This window comes from Pseudomonas sp. NFX98, from assembly GCF_047784845.1.
In the GTDB taxonomy this organism is placed as follows: domain Bacteria; phylum Pseudomonadota; class Gammaproteobacteria; order Pseudomonadales; family Pseudomonadaceae; genus Aquipseudomonas.
Window position 1 is genome coordinate 40,033 of the sequence record NZ_JBLNNF010000002.1, and the last position, 16,038, is coordinate 56,070.

General features: G+C 61.8%; 13 protein-coding genes. 8 read left to right on the plus strand and 5 right to left on the minus strand.

Annotated elements, in window-relative coordinates; translation table 11 throughout:
- From ACM110_RS02615 to ACM110_RS02640, 6 genes are all read left to right on the plus strand, one after another.
- A complete protein-coding gene (locus tag ACM110_RS02615) occupies nt 1-918 on the plus strand; it encodes an ABC transporter permease (RefSeq protein WP_416126435.1) in 918 nt (305 codons plus the stop codon).
- The gene (locus tag ACM110_RS02620) at nt 915-1,703 is read left to right on the plus strand and encodes an ABC transporter permease (protein WP_416126436.1); all 789 of its coding nucleotides are present in this window, start codon (nt 915-917) and stop codon (nt 1,701-1,703) included. The genes ACM110_RS02615 and ACM110_RS02620 overlap by 4 nt, the downstream gene beginning before the upstream one ends.
- Before the next feature lie 17 nt (nt 1,704-1,720).
- Complete coding sequence (locus ACM110_RS02625; RefSeq protein ID WP_416126437.1) at nt 1,721-2,770, plus strand: extracellular solute-binding protein; 1,050 nt, start codon at nt 1,721-1,723, stop codon at nt 2,768-2,770.
- Nucleotides 2,771-2,914: 144 nt separating this feature from the next.
- A complete protein-coding gene (locus ACM110_RS02630; protein ID WP_416126438.1) occupies nt 2,915-4,111 on the plus strand; it encodes an amidohydrolase family protein in 1,197 nt (398 codons plus the stop codon).
- Nucleotides 4,108-5,592 (plus strand): amidohydrolase family protein, encoded by a 1,485-nt coding sequence (locus ACM110_RS02635; protein ID WP_416126439.1) that lies wholly within the window; start codon nt 4,108-4,110, stop codon nt 5,590-5,592. The genes ACM110_RS02630 and ACM110_RS02635 overlap by 4 nt, the downstream gene beginning before the upstream one ends.
- 24 nt (nt 5,593-5,616) lie before the next feature.
- Nucleotides 5,617-6,279 (plus strand): flavin reductase family protein, encoded by a 663-nt coding sequence (locus tag ACM110_RS02640; protein WP_416126440.1) that lies wholly within the window; start codon nt 5,617-5,619, stop codon nt 6,277-6,279.
- 119 nt (nt 6,280-6,398) lie between these two features.
- Here ACM110_RS02640 and ACM110_RS02645 read toward each other — a convergent pair whose 3' ends face one another.
- From ACM110_RS02645 to ACM110_RS02665, 5 genes are all read right to left on the minus strand, one after another.
- Nucleotides 6,399-9,497: an error-prone DNA polymerase gene (locus ACM110_RS02645; RefSeq protein ID WP_416126441.1), complete on the minus strand. Its 3,099-nt coding sequence runs from the start codon at nt 9,495-9,497 to the stop codon at nt 6,399-6,401.
- Nucleotides 9,473-10,888: a Y-family DNA polymerase gene (locus ACM110_RS02650; protein ID WP_416126442.1), complete on the minus strand. Its 1,416-nt coding sequence runs from the start codon at nt 10,886-10,888 to the stop codon at nt 9,473-9,475. Before ACM110_RS02650 ends, ACM110_RS02645 begins: the two co-directional genes overlap by 25 nt.
- Nucleotides 10,889-10,895: 7 nt before the next feature.
- The gene (imuA, locus tag ACM110_RS02655) at nt 10,896-11,513 is read right to left on the minus strand and encodes a translesion DNA synthesis-associated protein ImuA (protein WP_338581118.1); all 618 of its coding nucleotides are present in this window, start codon (nt 11,511-11,513) and stop codon (nt 10,896-10,898) included.
- The gene (gene lexA, locus ACM110_RS02660; protein WP_338581119.1) at nt 11,513-12,130 is read right to left on the minus strand and encodes a transcriptional repressor LexA; all 618 of its coding nucleotides are present in this window, start codon (nt 12,128-12,130) and stop codon (nt 11,513-11,515) included. The genes imuA and lexA overlap by 1 nt, the downstream gene beginning before the upstream one ends.
- A gap of 161 nt (nt 12,131-12,291) precedes the next feature.
- The gene (locus tag ACM110_RS02665) at nt 12,292-13,215 is read right to left on the minus strand and encodes a LysR substrate-binding domain-containing protein (RefSeq protein ID WP_416126443.1); all 924 of its coding nucleotides are present in this window, start codon (nt 13,213-13,215) and stop codon (nt 12,292-12,294) included.
- Nucleotides 13,216-13,318: 103 nt separating this feature from the next.
- Here ACM110_RS02665 and ACM110_RS02670 point away from each other — a divergent pair, with 103 nt between their 5' ends.
- Complete coding sequence (locus ACM110_RS02670; RefSeq protein WP_416126444.1) at nt 13,319-15,061, plus strand: amidohydrolase; 1,743 nt, start codon at nt 13,319-13,321, stop codon at nt 15,059-15,061.
- Nucleotides 15,062-15,184: 123 nt separating this feature from the next.
- Nucleotides 15,185-15,922, plus strand: coding sequence for a TorF family putative porin (locus ACM110_RS02675; RefSeq protein ID WP_416126445.1), 738 nt, complete (start codon nt 15,185-15,187; stop codon nt 15,920-15,922).
- Nucleotides 15,923-16,038 lie beyond the last annotated feature (116 nt).

A 16,038-nucleotide genomic window follows, 5' to 3' on the forward strand; every position in this document is an offset into this window, starting at 1 on the left:
ATGAGCGTCAGCAGCACCTCCCCAGCCCTCAACCGCGCGCTGTTGCTCAGCCCGGTGGTTTTGACCCTGCTGGCCCTGATCGCCATTCCGCTGGGCATCATGGGTTACATCAGCCTGTTGCCGCGCAACGTCTATGGCGGCGTCGACTGGCAGGCCGACTGGCAATTGCAAAGCTACGTGCAGCTGTTTTTCCAGGAAGGTTTCGACGGCGAACTGGAGCTGAACTGGGTCTACGCCCAGGCGCTGCTGCGTTCGGTGTTCCAGGCCGGTGGCACCACGGTGTTGTGTTTCCTGTTCGGTTTTCCGGTGGCGTTGTGGATGTCGAGCCTGACACCGCGCCGGCGCAACCTGATGGTGTTGCTGATCACCATCCCGTTCTGGACCAACCTGCTGATCCGCAACTACGCGTGGCTGATCATCCTGCGTGAACACGGCTGGGTCGCCCAGAGCCTCAACGCTCTGCTGCCCCAGGCCGGTGGCATCACCCTGCTCTACAACGACTTCGCGGTCAGCGTCGGGCTGGTCTACAGCTTCCTGCCGTTCATGATTCTACCGATCTATTCCACCCTGGAAAAACTTGACTGGCGCTTGGTGGAGGCGGCCTACGACTTGGGCGCAAACCGTTGGCACGCGTTGCGTCGGATCATCCTGCCACTGTCGATGCCGGGGGTGATTGCCGGCTCCCTGCTGGTGTTCGTGCCGAGCCTCGGTGCCTTCATCACCCCGGCGATTCTCGGCGGCGGCAAGACCTTGATGATCGGCAACCTGATCCAGCAGCAATTCGGCACCGCACGCAACTGGCCGCTGGGCAGTTCGCTGTCGTTCCTGTTGCTGGGAATCATGTTGGTGTCCCTGGTGCTTTACGCCCTTTATAGCCGCAATGCCGCCAAGACCCTGCGTCGGGGAGCCCAAGCATGATCGCCCTGCACCTGAAAAAACTGCCGCTGACCCGTGAAGTCAGCCTGCTGATCCTGGCCTATCTGTACCTGCCGATCTTCGTTCTCATCGCCTACAGCTTCAACGCCAACCGCTCGGCTACGGTGTGGACCGAGTTCTCGTTCGACTGGTATGGACGAATCCTGGCCAACCCGTCGATCCAGACCGCGGCGCTGAACTCGATCATCGTCGCCAGCATCGCCACGGTCTGCGCCACGGCGATTGCATTGCTCGCGGCATTGGCGACTTACCGGCCGTTCTACGGGCAGAAAATGGTCGAGGGCGGAATCAACCTGCCGTTGATCCTGCCGGAGATCGTCACCGCCGTGGCCACGTTGCTGCTGTTCATGGCGCTGGGGATCAAGCTCGGTTTGCTGACGGTGATCATCGCCCACATCGGCTTCTGCATTCCCTTCGCTTACCTGCCGATCCGTGCGCGGCTCAACGATTTGGACAAGAGTCTGCTGGAAGCGGCGAACGACCTGTACGCCAATCCGTGGCAGGTGTTTCGTCGGGTGACCTTGCCATTGCTATGGCCGGCTGTGCTGTCCGGTTCGGTGCTGGCATTCGTGGTCAGTCTCGACGATTTCATCATGACTTTCTTCGTCGCCGGGCCCGGTTCCACGACTTTGCCGGTGTACATCTTTTCGGCGATCAAGGCCGGTGTGACGCCGGAGATCAACGCGATTTCGACCCTGATGCTGGTGATTTCCATCGTGCTGGTGGTGCTGGCCTTCTGGCTGGGACAGCGCGGCAAACAACAATGAGTCTGGAGCGTTCTCTGATGAAAAAAAACATGCGTTTCGCCGTTGCCGGTCTGGCCCTGAGTTGCTTCACCGCTTTCAGCGTCCAGGCCGCCGAGCCCAAGGAACTGTTCTTCTATAACTGGACCGATTACTACCCGGTCGAGCTGCTGGCCAAGTTCGAAAAGGAGACCGGCATCAAGGTCACCATGGACGGTTACGACAGCAACGAAACCCTGCTGGCCAAGTTGCAGGCCGGCGGCGCTGCGTATGACGTGATCGTGCCGTCGCAATCGATCATGCGCACCCTGATCAACCAGAACCTGCTGCTGGAAATCGACGCCTCCGCCCTGCCCAACTTCCAGTACGTCAAACCGGCGTTCCGCGACCCGAGCTTCGACCCCGGCCGCAAGTTCTCGGCGCCTTACCTGTGGGGCACCACCGGGTTCTCCTATGACAGCGCGCGAGTGCCTGGCGGCAAACTGGACGACTCGTGGAAAGAGTTCTTCGAACCACGCAAGGAACTGCAAGGCCAGCTCGCCGCCCTCGACACGTCCAGCAGCGTGATCAATGCCGCCAGCCATTACCTGAATGTCGATGAGTGCAGCGAAAACCCGCAGGACGCCAAGCGCATTCTGGAACTGCTGCAAAAACAGAAACCGTTCCTGAAGATGTACAGCTCGGACAACACCGTCGACCGCATGGCCTCCGGTGAAGTGATCATGATGCAGAACTGGAACGGTTCTACCGCGCGGGCCACGTTGCAGAAGAGCACCATCAAGTACGTGTATCCGAAGGAAGGCCTGGCAATGTTCCAGGACAACTTCGCCGTGCCGAAAAGCGCACCGCACCCCGGCAACGCGAAAATCTTCATCGACTGGATGATGAAGCCGGAAAACGCCGCCGCCGTGTCCAACGCCATCGCCTACGACAACGGCATCCAGAGCGAGAAGTTGATCGACGCCAAATGGCGAGTGATGGACGCCATCAACATGCCCGACGAATTCGCCTCGCGCCTGCGTCCCGAGAAGGAATGCAGCAACAAGGCGCGGGAGCTGCAGGACCGGATTTGGGCGAAGCTCAAGGGCTGATCCGAGACCGAGTTGCGGCCATCGCTGGCAAGCTAGCTCCCACAGTGATTTGTGTAGATCACACATTTTGTGACACCCCAAACCCTGTGGGAGCTGGCTTGCCAGCGATCAGGCCCTCCCAGACAACACAAATTTGAGGTTTGTATGACCCGACCCCGCTGGCTACGCAACGTGCGCCCCTACGGCGTACCCGCCGAAGACCTGCTGATCGAAAACGGCCGCTTCATCCAACGCCGCCCGGCCTCGACCAGCGAGCTGCTCGCCACCGACATCGATGGCCAGAACCAACTGCTCACCGGGGCCTTGGTGGAAAGCCACGTGCACCTGGACAAAACCCTCTGGGGCCAACCCTGGCGCCCGAACAGCGCCGGCCCGACCCTCAAGGATTACATCGCCAACGAGCGGCGCATCCTGCGCGAAGTCACCACACCGATTGCGCAACGGGCCGGCGCGCTGCTGGAAAACTGCATCGCCCGGGGTTCGCTGACCATGCGCTGCCACGTCGACATCGACCCGGAATTCGGCCTGCGCCACGTTGAGGCCATGCAGCAGCTGCGGGAAAAATACCGCGACCTGATCGACCTGCAACTGGTGGTGTTCCCGCAAACCGGCCTGATCAGCCGCCCCGGCACCGCCGAGCTGATGCGTGAAGCCATGGCTCTGGGCGTGGAAAACGTCGGTGGACTGGACCCGTGCGGCATCGACAACGATCCCGTCGCACAACTGGATTTCGTGTTCAAACTGGCCAGCGAGTTCGACCGTGGCGTCGACATTCATCTGCACGACAAGGGTGAGCTGGGCCTGTGGCAGATCGCGTTGATCGCCGATTACACCGAGCGATTCACGCTTCAGGGCCGAGTGATGATCAGCCATGCCTATTGCCTCGGCATGCTGCCGTGGAGTCAGGTCAAACCGGTGGCCGAACGCTTGGCGGCGCTGGGTATTTCGCTGATGAGTTCGGCCCCGGCCGATTGCGCAGTGCCGCCGTTCCTCGCCCTGCGCGAAACCGGTGTGAACGTGTGCCTGGGCTCCGACGGCATTCGCGATGCCTGGTCGCCCATGGGTAACGGCGACATGCTGGAACGGGCGATGTTGCTGGCGTTCCGTTTCGATATGAACAAGGACGAAGAATTGACGGCGGCATTCGAAGCCGCGACGGTCAATGGCGCTCGCGCACTGGGTTGTGAAGGTTACGGTTTTGAGATGGGCCGGCCAGCAGACTTTTTGCTGATGCCGGTGCAGACGCTCGGTGAAGCGGTTGTCTCACGGCCGCTGCGCCAGGTTTATCGCGGCGGGCAGTTGATTGCGGCCGGTGGTCGTTTGCTGGACAGCCGTTTGTGAAGCGCATCGGCTTGCGGGCCAGCTGCGTGGTCGGCTTCGACGGTGCGCAGCATGTTTTGTGGCGAGACGGCGAAGTGGTCTTCGAAGGTTCGCGCATTGAGTTCGTCGGGCGCGGTTATGCCGGCCCGGTGGATCAGTGGATCGACTACGGCAACGCGTTGATCGGTCCGGGATTCATTGATCTGGATGCGCTGGGCGATCTCGACTCCACGGTGCTGACCCTGGACAACGGCGACGAGCGCGACATGGGCCGCATGTGGTCGGCGGAGTATCTGGCGCGCGGCCCTCGGGAAAGCTACAGCCCCGAAGAAGAAGTTTTCAAATACCACTACGCCTTCACACAGTTGATCCGTAACGGCATCACCACGGCCATGCCGATCACCTCGATGTACTACCGCGAGTGGGCGGAGACCTACGATGAATTTGCCGCAGTCGCCGATGTGGCGGCTGTGCTGGGGCTGCGCACGTACCTCGGCCCCTGCTACATGAGCGGCATGAGTTACTGGCAGGCCGACGGCATGCTGGCTCACCACTGGGATGAAGCCCGGGGCATGGCCGGGCTCGACGCGGCCGAGCGGTTTTTCCGGGATTTCGACGGTTCTAACCATGATTTGATTCGCGGCGCGTTGTTGCCCGATCGCATCCAGACCTGCGCGCCCGCTTTGCTTCAACGTACCGCCGCGCTGAGCCGGGAACTGAACGCACCGATGCGTCTGCATTGTTGCCAGGGCCTCGGTGAAGTGGCGATGGTCGAGCAGTTGCGCGGCACCTCACCACTGGCCTGGTTGCAACAACTGGACCTGCTGACCCCGCGCAGCCTGTTGCCCCACGGCATCTACACCTGTGGCGATGACGACCTGCAACGGCTGGTGGATGGCGGCGCGAGTCTCGTGCATTGCCCGGTGGTGTTTGCCCGGGACGGCGAGGCGCTGAACTCGTTTGGTCGCTATCGGGCCAAGGGCATCAACTTCGCACTGGGCACCGATACCTGGCCGGCGGATTTGCTGGAAAACATGCGTCAGGGTCTGAACATCGCCCGGTTGATGGAGGGCGGCAATTCACTGACCAGCACGCTGGACCTGTACAACGCCGCCACCCTTGGCGGCGCTAAAGCGCTGGGTCGCGATGATCTTGGGCGTCTGGCGCCGGGAGCCAAAGCCGACATCACCGTGTTCAACCTGCGCGGCCTGCACCTGGGGCCACTGTTCGATCCACTGAAAAACCTCGTGCTGGCCGGGCGCGGTGATGACTGCATCGCCAGTTTCATCGACGGCCGCTGCGTCATGCACAACGGTCAGGTCAACGGTATCGACTACCCGGCCCTGCAACGCCAGGCCCAACAGCAATTCGAAAAACTGATGCGCAGCCACAGCGACCGGGCCTTCGGCCAGCCGGACTGGAAAAGTCTTTTCCAACCGGCCATCCCGTTCGCCGACGACTACAGCGCGCAAGCGCCACTGAGCGCCACTGAGCGCGACTGATCCACTTCTTTAGAGATTCTGCCCATGCAAAGCTTCGACTTCAGCCAACTGAGCCCACGGGACAAATACAAGATTCTGATCGGCAGCGTGGTGCCACGACCGATTGCCCTGGTCACCACCATCGACGGTGAAGGCCGCATCAATGCCGCGCCGTTCAGCTTCTTCAACGCGCTCTCGGCCGATCCGCCGATTCTTGCGCTGGGCGTGGAAAATTACGGCGACCAGAGCCCCAAGGACACCACGCGCAACATCCAGCTCAACCAGGAATTCACCGTCAACATCGTCAGCGATGCGTTGGTGGAAGCCATGAACGTCTGCGCCGTGCCCTTCGCTCCCGGCTTCGATGAGCTGACCGCCGCTGGCCTTACCGCCATTCCCGGCACCACGGTCAAATGCCCGCGCATCGGTGAAGCCCCGGTTGCGCTGGAATGCCGACGGATGATGGCGCTGAACATCGGCCAATCCCGGGAGATCATCTTTGGTGAAGTGCTGATGGCTCATGTGCGGGATGAATTGATCGACCCGAAAACCCTGTACATCGATCAACTGGGGCTTGATGCGATTGGCCGGATGGGCGGGCATGGCTATGCGCGCACGCGGGACTACTTCGATTTGCCGACGCGGTCGTTGCAGGCGTGGACGGATGCGCCTGGGGGCGGCGAGCGGTTTTGGCCGATTGCCAAATAAAACGTATGTGATCTCTGTAGGAGCTGCCGAAGGCTGCGATCTTTTGATCGTGATCTTCGGTATCTCAAGGCAGCCAAAAGATCGCAGCCTTCGGCAGCTCCTACAGGGAAATGCGTGTTTCAGTGGAAATCCCGGCTGCGCACGCTGATGCCGTCCAGCAAGGGGCTCAAGTCACTCAAGCGCCCGGCAATCAGATGCCGAACCTCGCCCTCCTTCTCCCAACGCCCATCAACCTTGAGCAACTGCGACCCGACCAGTACCTTTCGCTGCCGATCGGCCAGGTCGCGCCACACCACCACGTTGACGTTGCCGAACTCGTCTTCCAGGGTGACGAAGGTCACGCCGCTGGCGGTGGACGGCCTTTGTCTTCCGGTCACCAGCCCCGCGACGCTGACCGGTCGTCCGTGCTCGACCTCCAGCAACTCCTTCGAACTGCGGCAACGCCGGGCTTTCAATTCAGCGCGCAACAACGCCAGCGGATGCGGCCCGAGGGTGGTGCCGACACTGGCGTAATCGGCCCGCAGGTCTTCGCCGACAGTGGGTTTGGGCAGCGCGATTGCGCCCTCTTCCTGACTCGGCAGCCCGGCGAACAACCCAAGCTGTTTCTGCACCCCCGCCACTTCCCAGCGCGCACGATGACGATCACCGGCCAACCCGCGCAGCGCACCGGCATCGGCCAGTTGTTCCTGGGCGCGGGCATCGAGCCGCGCCCGTTCGCCGAGGTCGGCTATGTCGGCAAACGCACCTCTTGAGCGCGCCGCCTCGATGCGTCGGGCATCGTCCTCGCGAAAGCCCTTGATCATGCGCAGACCCATGCGAATCGCCGGTTGCGCACCGGTGATCGGCTCCAGGCTGCAATCCCAGTCGCTGGCCCGCACGTCCACCGGGCGAATCTGCAAATGATGACGGCGTGCGTCCTGCAGAATCTGGTCCGGGCTGTAGAAACCCATGGGCCAGCTATTGATCAGCGCACAGGCGAACGCTGCCGGCTCATGGCACTTCAACCAGCAACTGGCGTAGGTCAGCAAGGCAAAACTGGCAGCGTGGGATTCGGGAAAACCGTAACTGCCGAAGCCTTTGATCTGCTCGAAAATCTGTGTGGCGAAGTCTGCGGTATAGCCTTTTTTCTTCATCCCCGCTGCCAGGCGTTCCTTGTGCGGTTCGAGCCCGCCGTGGCGTTTCCACGCGGCCATGGAGCGGCGCAGCTGATCGGCTTCGCCGGGGCTGTAGTCGGCGGCGACAATCGCGATCTGCATCACTTGTTCCTGGAACAAAGGGACGCCGAGGGTACGTTTCAACACCTCCCGCAACTCTTCTGACGGATAGCTTTCGAGTTCTTCCTTGTTTCGGCGACGCAGGTACGGATGCACCATGCCACCCTGAATTGGCCCGGGGCGAACGATGGCCACCTCGATCACCAGGTCATAGAACTTACGCGGCTTGAGCCTGGGCAGCATCGACATTTGCGCCCGTGATTCGATCTGGAACACGCCGACGGTGTCGGCGCGGCCAATCATGTCGTAGGTCAACGAGTCTTCGGAGGGGACCGACGCCAGGCTCAAGTCCAGATTGCGGTGACGACGCAGCAAATCGAAACAACGACGAATCGCGCTGAGCATGCCTAACGCGAGGATATCCACCTTGAGCAAACCGACCGCATCCAGATCGTCCTTGTCCCACTGGATGATGGTGCGTTCGGCCATGGCGGCGTTTTCCACCGGCACCAGACTGTCCAGCGGCTGCTCGGAAATCACGAAACCACCGGGGTGCTGGGACAGGTGCCGGGGAAACCCGATCAACTGTTGGGTCAAACTCAACACCCGGCGCAGCACCGGGCTCTCGGGATCGAACCCACCTTCACGCAGACGCTCCACGGGCGGAGTTTCATCACTCCAGTGACCACAGCAATCAGCCAGGGCATTGATCTGATCCGGCGGCAAACCCAGCGCCTTGGCCACATCGCGAACGGCGCCTGCCGCGTGGTAGGTGCTGACCACGGCGGTCAATGCCGCGCGGGTCCGGCCATAGCGCTGGAACACATACTGCAAGACTTCTTCGCGGCGTTCGTGCTCGAAGTCCACATCAATATCCGGTGGTTCATCGCGTTCCCTGGAGAGAAAACGCTCGAACAACATGTTCATCCGGTCGGGGTCGATCTCGGTAATGCCCAAGGCAAAGCACACCGCAGAGTTAGCCGCCGAGCCTCGGCCCTGACAAAGAATTTTTTCGCGCCGAGCGAAGGCGACAATGTCCTGGACCGTAAGGAAATAACTCTCATAGCCCAGCTCGGCGATCAGTCCCAGTTCCTTGTCGATCAGCCCGCGCACCTTCTCACTCGCACCTTGCGGCCAGCGCGCGCGAATGCCCTCCTCGGTCAAATGACTCAGCCACGACGTGGCCGTGTGTCCGTCCGGCACCAACTCTCGTGGATATTGATAACGCAACTGGCCGAGGTCGAACGTGCAACGCCGGGCAATCGCCAACGTTTCATCAAGCAAAGCTTGCGGGTACAGACCAGAGAGAACATCGAGGCTGCGCAGATGCCGTTCACCGTTGGGGTGCAAGCGCAACCCGGCGTCGGCCACCGGCAGGTGATGACGGATTGCGGTCATGGTGTCCTGCAAGGCACGCCGCCCGCGTGCGTGCATGTGCACATCGCCGCTGGCCACCGGAGTAATTTGCAGCTCCCGGGCCAGGGTCAGCAGATCGTTCAGCCGACGAGTGTCGTCCTGGCTGCGATGCAGCTGCACCGCCAGCCACAGGCGTTCGGCGAAAACCTGCTTCAGCCAGTGACCCTGCTCGAAATCATCGACCGCGTCCGGCACCCATAGCGCCAATAGCCCCGGCAACGGCTCGCTGAAGTCATCGCGCAGTATTTGATACTGGCCTTTCTGCGTGCGCCGACGGGCGCGGGTGATCAGTCGGCACAGCGTCTGGTAACCCTCAAGGTTCTCCACCAGCAGCACCAGTTTCGGACCGTTCTCGATGCGAATCTCGCTGCCGATAATCAGCGGCAACTCTACGGACTTCGCCGCTTGCCAGGCGCGGACGATGCCGGCCAACGTGCATTCGTCAGTGATCGCCAGGGCTTGATAACCCTGTTTTTTTGCCCGTTGAAACAACTCAAGGGCACTGGAGGCACCTCGCTGGAAGCTGAAGTTCGACAGGCAATGCAACTCGGCATATTCGACATTCATGCGAACCAGCCCTGCAACCACAACGGGCCGTCTTCACCCACCGCCCGATAAGCCCAGCCCTGCTGGCCGGCACGGGTTTCGATCAGGTAGTAATCGCGGCGCACATCATCACCGTCCCACCAGCCGGATTCGATGCGCTCCGGTCCCATGAGGATGCGGGTCGAGCCTTCGTGTACCGCCAGCGGTTCCGTCAGCAGCCAGCCCGGTCGCTGCACGGTCGGGAACCCGCCGCAGGGCTGGTTATCGGCACTGGCCTGCCACGCGCACTCGGGTCGGTGATCGGCCTGAAAACGCAGGCCATGCACCGCGTCATCGCCCAGCCGTGCGCGCAGGCGTTCGCGCAGTTGCTCCCAGGGCAAGGACTGCTGTGGGCGGTCGTCGAACAGTTCCTGACACTGCGGCACGAAGGCCGGCAAGTCTTCAGCGCGCAGGCGAAAACCGCGTACCGGCGCCTCGACCTGCACCTGCTCCAGTCGCCCCCGGGCCAGTTCGAACAGCATCGCCGGATCACGCTCGGCGCTGAGCAGGCCGACCTTGATGACCGTGTCCGGCAACCCGGCGTGTTCCAGGTGCAAGTCGAAACGCTGCACGCCGCTGTCGCGCCCGCACAGGAACGCCGACAGGTCACCGGTCAAGCGGCGCAGCGGAAACAGCAAGGCCTGATGGGATTGCACATCGAAATTGAGCTCGATGCGCACATCGAAGCGATCCGGCGGCAGGTAGAACGCCAGCGCCAGCCGCCGCACCCCGAGCAAGGCGTCCAGATGCTTGAGCACCTGGGCCTCGAAACGCCGGGCCAAACTCTGCCGGGGCAACGCCTGCAGCTGACTCAAGGTGCGCAGCCCCATGCGTGACAACGCCGTGGCGACGTTGGCCTCCAGGCCGATGCGGTCGACGGGCATTTGCCCGAGGTGATGCTGCAAGGCTTGATCGTCGGGCACCACCAGACCGTCATAGGCGTTGGCCAGTATTCGTGCCGCCACCGGATTGGGCGCAGCAACGATACGGTGACGAAAACCCAGTTCGCCGAGTTCGCGACGCAAGCGCGCCTCGAACTGCGGCCAATTGCCGAACAGGCCCAGGCTGGACTCGATTTCGAACACCAGAGCCCGCGGGTAATGCACGCTGACCTGAGCGCTGAACCGATAGGCCCAAGCGGCCAGAAACTGCTGCCAGTGTTCGATCTGAGCGGCGTCGTACTCGGCGGTGGCAAAGCCTTTGCTCAAGGCCTGCGCGGCGCTCATGGACTGGCCGGGGCGCAAGCCCAGTTCCCGCGCCGGGCCATTGACCGCCTGCAATACCCGGCGTTGGGCCGGACCGGTCAGCAGCGCCAATGGCTCATCGGGATCGGTGCGCTGACGCAGTACCGCGTCCAGCGCCAATTGCGGGAAAAGAATACAGACCCAACGCATGGCAACCTCAATGCCCCACGGCGAAGGCAATCGGCGCCGAACGAGCCAACCCGCCCCGGCACTTGAGTACCCGCAATTGCGCAGGCTTGGCATCGATGGCGATGCGCAGGGCCGCGGGCGACGGGTTGATCGCTTCACTGAGCGAGCGATAGGCGAACGCCAGGGTCTGGCCGGTTTCCGCTGCCACCTGCAAGCGACGCAAGGCGCGATCATCGGCCTTGTGCGGCCAGCACAGCACCGCGCCGCAACTGCCCGAACGCAGGCATTGCTCCGCGGCCCACAGCGCATCGCGCTCGCTGGCCTGGATGATCGACAACTGGCGCAGATCGACACCCGCATTCTGCCAGGCCTGGGGGTACGGTACGTAAGGCGGCGCCACCAACACGATGCGCTCGCCCGCCGCCGACAGCCGTGCCAGCGCCGGCCACACCAGTTGCAATTCGCCGACACCCTGCCCGCTCAGCAGGATTTCCGTCAGCGCCGCCTCGGGCCAGCCACCGGTGGGCAGCGCCGCATCCAGCGTGGCATGCCCGGTGGGTTGCGGGCTGACGGCCGGCGGCGCAGGCCGGCCCTTCCAGACCTGGCCGCCATTGAACAGCGTATCCAACGCAACGACGGCGCCCATCAGCCTTGCCTCACCAGACCGCAGAACACCCCTTCGATAGCGAGGTCCCGGTCGGCTTCGACGATGATCGGCTGATAAGCCGGGTTGCGCGGCAACAGGCGAACCGTGTCACCGACCCGCTCGAAGCGCTTGATGGTGACTTCGCCGTCGAGTCGCGCCACAACGATCTGGCCGTTGACCGCCTCGGGGCTGCGGTGCACGCCCACCAGATCACCATCGAGAATACCGTCCTCGATCATCGAATCACCGCGCACCCGCAACATGTAGTCCGGCACCCGCGAGAAAATCGACGGATCGAGCAGCAAGCGACTATGGATTTCGGCATCGGCACCGATCGGCGCACCGGCCGCCACCCGGCCGAGTACCGGGATGTCCAGCAACTCGGGACGCGGCGGTTGCCCAAGCAGGCGAATGCCCCGGGCCTGATGCGGGTTGACCTCGATAAACCCGGCGTCGGTGAGCGCCAGCACATGCTTGCGCGCCACGCTGCGGGAGGCGAAGCCGAACGCCTCGCTGATTTCAGCGAGGCTCGGGGACTGACCGTGTTCCGCGATACGCTCGCGGATGAAGGTCAGGATGGCGGTACGGCGGGGAGTGAGAGTCGTCATGGAGTACATTTGTACTCTTTTGGCATTTACCTGACAAGCACTTGTCGACGTGCGTAGGAGCTGTCGAGCGAAACGAGGCTGCGATCTTTTGACTTTGTTTTTTAAAGACAAGATCAAGAGATCGCAGCCTCGTTTCACTCGACAGCTCCTACAGGAGAGCGAGGGGCAAGTCAGTCAGCGATCAACCCGCGAGACGCCAAAAACCCTGCGATGTAATCGATGAATGCCAACACCTTGGCCGTGGCCCGTCGATGGCTCGGGTACACCGCCAGAATGTACGGGCCGAAGCTGTCCGGATCGATGTCGTAGTCGGCCATGACCCGCACCAGTCGCCCGTCAGCGATGTACGGCGCGGCACTCCACAGCGGCGTGTGCAGCAAGCCGCGCCCGGCCAGGGCATTGGCCAGCAGCAAGTCGTAATTGTCGCTGCGCAGGCGCGGTGCCTGAGGTTGCGGCAGGCTCAGGCGCTGCCCGTCACGCTCGGCCCACCAGAATTCGCGACTCAACAATGGATGGCGATACAGCAACCACTCGTGGTCGTCGAGGGTCTGCGGGGTGACCGGCAGCCCCTTGCGCGCCAGATACTCCGGGCTGCCGCACAGTGCCAGGCGATTGCTGCCAACCACGCGGGCGATCAGCCCCGGCAAATCGTCGTGGCCTTCACGCAAGGCCAGGTCGTAGCCGCTCTCCAGCAGATTGACGAACTCGTCGCACAAGTCCACTTGCAGGTTGATCTGCGGATACTGCTCAAGAAAACCGCCACACACTTGATCGAGGAAAGCCTGCCCATAGGCCAGCGGCGCGGTGATTTTCAGGCTGCCGCGCAAACCATGCTGCAACTGCTCGATTTCCTCGCCGGCCTCGTCGAGGCGCTGCAACACCTGACGTGCGGTTTCCAGATAAAGCCGCCCGGATTCTGTCAGCAAAATCCGCCGAGTACTGCGCTCGAACAAACGCGCGCCGAGCTCGGCCTCCAGGTGATTGACCGCTTTGGTCAGCGCCGATGGGGTCTTGCCCAATTGCTCGGCGGCGCGACTGAAACTGCCCAGTTGCGCCGTGACCACGAACATTTTCAATGCACCCAGCTTGTCCATACTTTTTCCATTCAGGCAAAAACGTTTTTCGTGAGCGAGGCGTTCTGCCGAGCGCGGCAAGCCACTAATCTGGCCATCAGACGCAATAACAAGGAAACATTCAATGAAAAGATTCATCCCGAATCTCTTGATGGCCGCAGTGAGTTTTGCCTCGTTGGAAGCCATGGCGGCGACTGACCTGGTGTTGTTAAACGGCAAGATATTCACCGCCGACCGCAACCAGCCCAAGGTTCAGGCGCTGGCGGTGCAGGACGGCAAAGTGCTGCAAGTGGGCAGCGATGCGCAGATCAAGGCCTTGATCGAATCGGGAACCAAGGTCATCGATCTGCAGGGCAAGACCTTGATGCCCGGACTGATCGACAGCCACTCCCACGCGATTTTCGGCGGTCTGGAAATGGTCTCGGCCAACATGGCCGATGAAGTGGTCGAGCTCGACGAACTGGAAAAACGCCTGCGCAGCTGGCGCGATGACGGCACGGCGAAGCACGGCGACGTGCTCAGCATCGCCGGCATGAGTTCGGCGTACTGGGCTCAGGCCGAAGCGTTGGGCAAGAAATTCAACAGCGGCGAATGGGCCAGTGTGCCCGTTGTGTTTATCGGCAGCGACCACCACACGGCTTGGGCCAACGACGTGATGCTCAAGCGCGCCGGGGTCGATGCTGCGCTGATCACGTCATTGCCGACGGCTGAAGACGGCACCATCGGCAAGCTCAAGAACGGCGCGCCCAACGGCTTTCTGGTAGACGCCGGTTGGGACCGGGTCGCCTCGAAAATGCCGGCGCCGAGCGCCGCCGACATGCTCAAGGCCGCGCAAACCGCCGTGAGCTACAACAACAGCGTCGGCATTACTGCTTGGATGGACCCCGCTGCCAACGCTGCGCCGGGCGAGCCAGTGTTCGCCCTCAAGCCCACGGAAAAAACCGTCGGCGTGTTGCCGGTGTACAAGGCGCTGGCCGAAAGCGGCGGCATGACCGCCCACGTCGCGGCGCTGCTGGTGGCCAACTCGAAAAGCGTGCCCGCCGACCTAGACACGCTGGACAAGGTTCGCCAACAATTTCAGGGCATCCCCAACCTGACGCTGCCCGGCATCAAGATTTTCGCCGACGGCGTGATCGAGTACCCGGCGCAAAGCGCGGCGATGATCGACCCTTACAGCAACTCGCACAAACAGGGCGAGCTGCTGATCGATCCAAAACACTTCGGTGAGCTGGTCAGCGCCATCGATCAACGGGGCTGGCTGGTGCATATCCACGCCATCGGCGACCGCGCGGTACTTGAATCGCTTAACGGTATCGCCCAGGCACGCAAAGACCGGCAGAGCGGCGTGACCCACTCCGTCACTCACCTGCAGATGGTCAACCCGAAAGAATTCGCCCGGTTCAAGCCCCTCGACGTCATCGCCTCGATGCAACTGCTCTGGGCCAGCGCCGACGACTACACCACGGACATGATCAAGCCCTATGTCAGCGCCCTGGCGTTTCGTTACCAGTACCCGGCGCACTCGTTGCTCAAACAGGGCGCGACCATCGCCGGCGCCAGCGACTGGCCGGTGTCGTCGCCGAACCCGTTCAACGCCATGGCCCAGGCCATGACGCGGGTCGGCCCTTTGGGGGTGCTCAACGCCGATGAACGCATCGACCGCGAAACCATGTTCTACGCCTACACCCTCAACGCTGCGCGCACCATTGGCCTGGACAAGACCATCGGCTCGTTGAGCGTCGGTAAACAGGCTGACTTTATCGTTCTGGACCGCGACGTGTTCAGCGTCGATGAGAAAGCCCTGCACGACACCCAAGTGCTTCAAACCTGGTTCGCCGGCCGTCAAGTCTACGCACCGACTCTCTAACAAAAACTGCAACCACCCCTCTGCCCGACCTCGTGTTTTTCAGCACGAGGCCCGGCGCAGCCTTGCCCCGCTTTTACCCATAACAAACCTGCCCATAACAAGCACAATAACGGGACGTAACCCATGAAAGCCTTCACCCTGATCGCCCTCGGTTCCTTGACTTTGCTGCCCTTGAGCAGCCAGGCCATCACCTTGAACGATGATTTCTCACTGTTGCTGGATGCAACCCTGGCCAGCGACTACCGCACTCGCGGCATCTCGCAGACCCAGAACGATCCGACCATTCAATTCGGCACGACCCTGGCCCACAGCAGTGGCCTTTATCTGGGCGCGTGGACATCCAACGTCGACTTTGGCGGCGGCCTGAAAACCCGCCAGGAAGTCGACTACTACGCCGGTTGGCTGTGGCAGGCCACCGATGACGTCAGCCTGGATCTTGGCTATCTCAAGTATTCGTATCCGAAGGAAAGTCAGTTCAATCAGAGCGAGGCCTACGGCATTCTCAGCGTCTACGGGGTCAAACTGGCGGCCTATTACTCCGCCGATGCGCCGGGTATCGACAGCGAACAGAACTCGCTCTACAGCTACGTCGGTTATGAAACCGAGCTGCCTTACGGCGTGGGCCTGAAACTGCGTTACGGCGACATGGATTTCAAGGACCCGCACCTGTACTCGCGCTCGGGTGAGGCCGAAGACTCGTACCGTGAATGGGAGGTCAAACTGACTCACGAGTTGGCGGGGGTGATGCTCGGACTGAGTTACATCGATACCGATTTGTCGAAGAGCCAGTGCGCCAGTAATTGGGGCTTCGATGATGTGTGCAGCGCGACAGTGGTGGCGAGCGTGAGCAAGTCCTTCTAAACAACGATGATCCCTTGTAGGAGCTGTCGAGTGAAACGAGGCTGCGATCTTTTGACTTTGCTTTTTTAAAGACAAGATCAAGAGATCGCAGCCTCGTTTCACTCGACAGCTCCTAC

What these genes read in the sequence shown, in the direction of transcription:
- ACM110_RS02615 (WP_416126435.1), top strand. Translation starts at nt 1, where the DNA reads ATGAGCGTCAGCAGCACCTCCCCAGCCCTCAACCGCGCGCTGTTGCTC.
- ACM110_RS02620 (WP_416126436.1), top strand. Translation starts at nt 915, where the DNA reads ATGATCGCCCTGCACCTGAAAAAACTGCCGCTGACCCGTGAAGTCAGC.
- ACM110_RS02625 (WP_416126437.1), top strand. Translation starts at nt 1,721, where the DNA reads ATGAAAAAAAACATGCGTTTCGCCGTTGCCGGTCTGGCCCTGAGTTGC.
- ACM110_RS02630 (WP_416126438.1), top strand. Translation starts at nt 2,915, where the DNA reads ATGACCCGACCCCGCTGGCTACGCAACGTGCGCCCCTACGGCGTACCC.
- ACM110_RS02640 (WP_416126440.1), top strand. Translation starts at nt 5,617, where the DNA reads ATGCAAAGCTTCGACTTCAGCCAACTGAGCCCACGGGACAAATACAAG.
- ACM110_RS02650 (WP_416126442.1), bottom strand. Translation starts at nt 10,888, where the DNA reads ATGCGTTGGGTCTGTATTCTTTTCCCGCAATTGGCGCTGGACGCGGTA.
- imuA (WP_338581118.1), bottom strand. Translation starts at nt 11,513, where the DNA reads ATGGGCGCCGTCGTTGCGTTGGATACGCTGTTCAATGGCGGCCAGGTC.
- lexA (WP_338581119.1), bottom strand. Translation starts at nt 12,130, where the DNA reads ATGTACTCCATGACGACTCTCACTCCCCGCCGTACCGCCATCCTGACC.
- ACM110_RS02665 (WP_416126443.1), bottom strand. Translation starts at nt 13,215, where the DNA reads ATGGACAAGCTGGGTGCATTGAAAATGTTCGTGGTCACGGCGCAACTG.
- ACM110_RS02670 (WP_416126444.1), top strand. Translation starts at nt 13,319, where the DNA reads ATGAAAAGATTCATCCCGAATCTCTTGATGGCCGCAGTGAGTTTTGCC.
- ACM110_RS02675 (WP_416126445.1), top strand. Translation starts at nt 15,185, where the DNA reads ATGAAAGCCTTCACCCTGATCGCCCTCGGTTCCTTGACTTTGCTGCCC.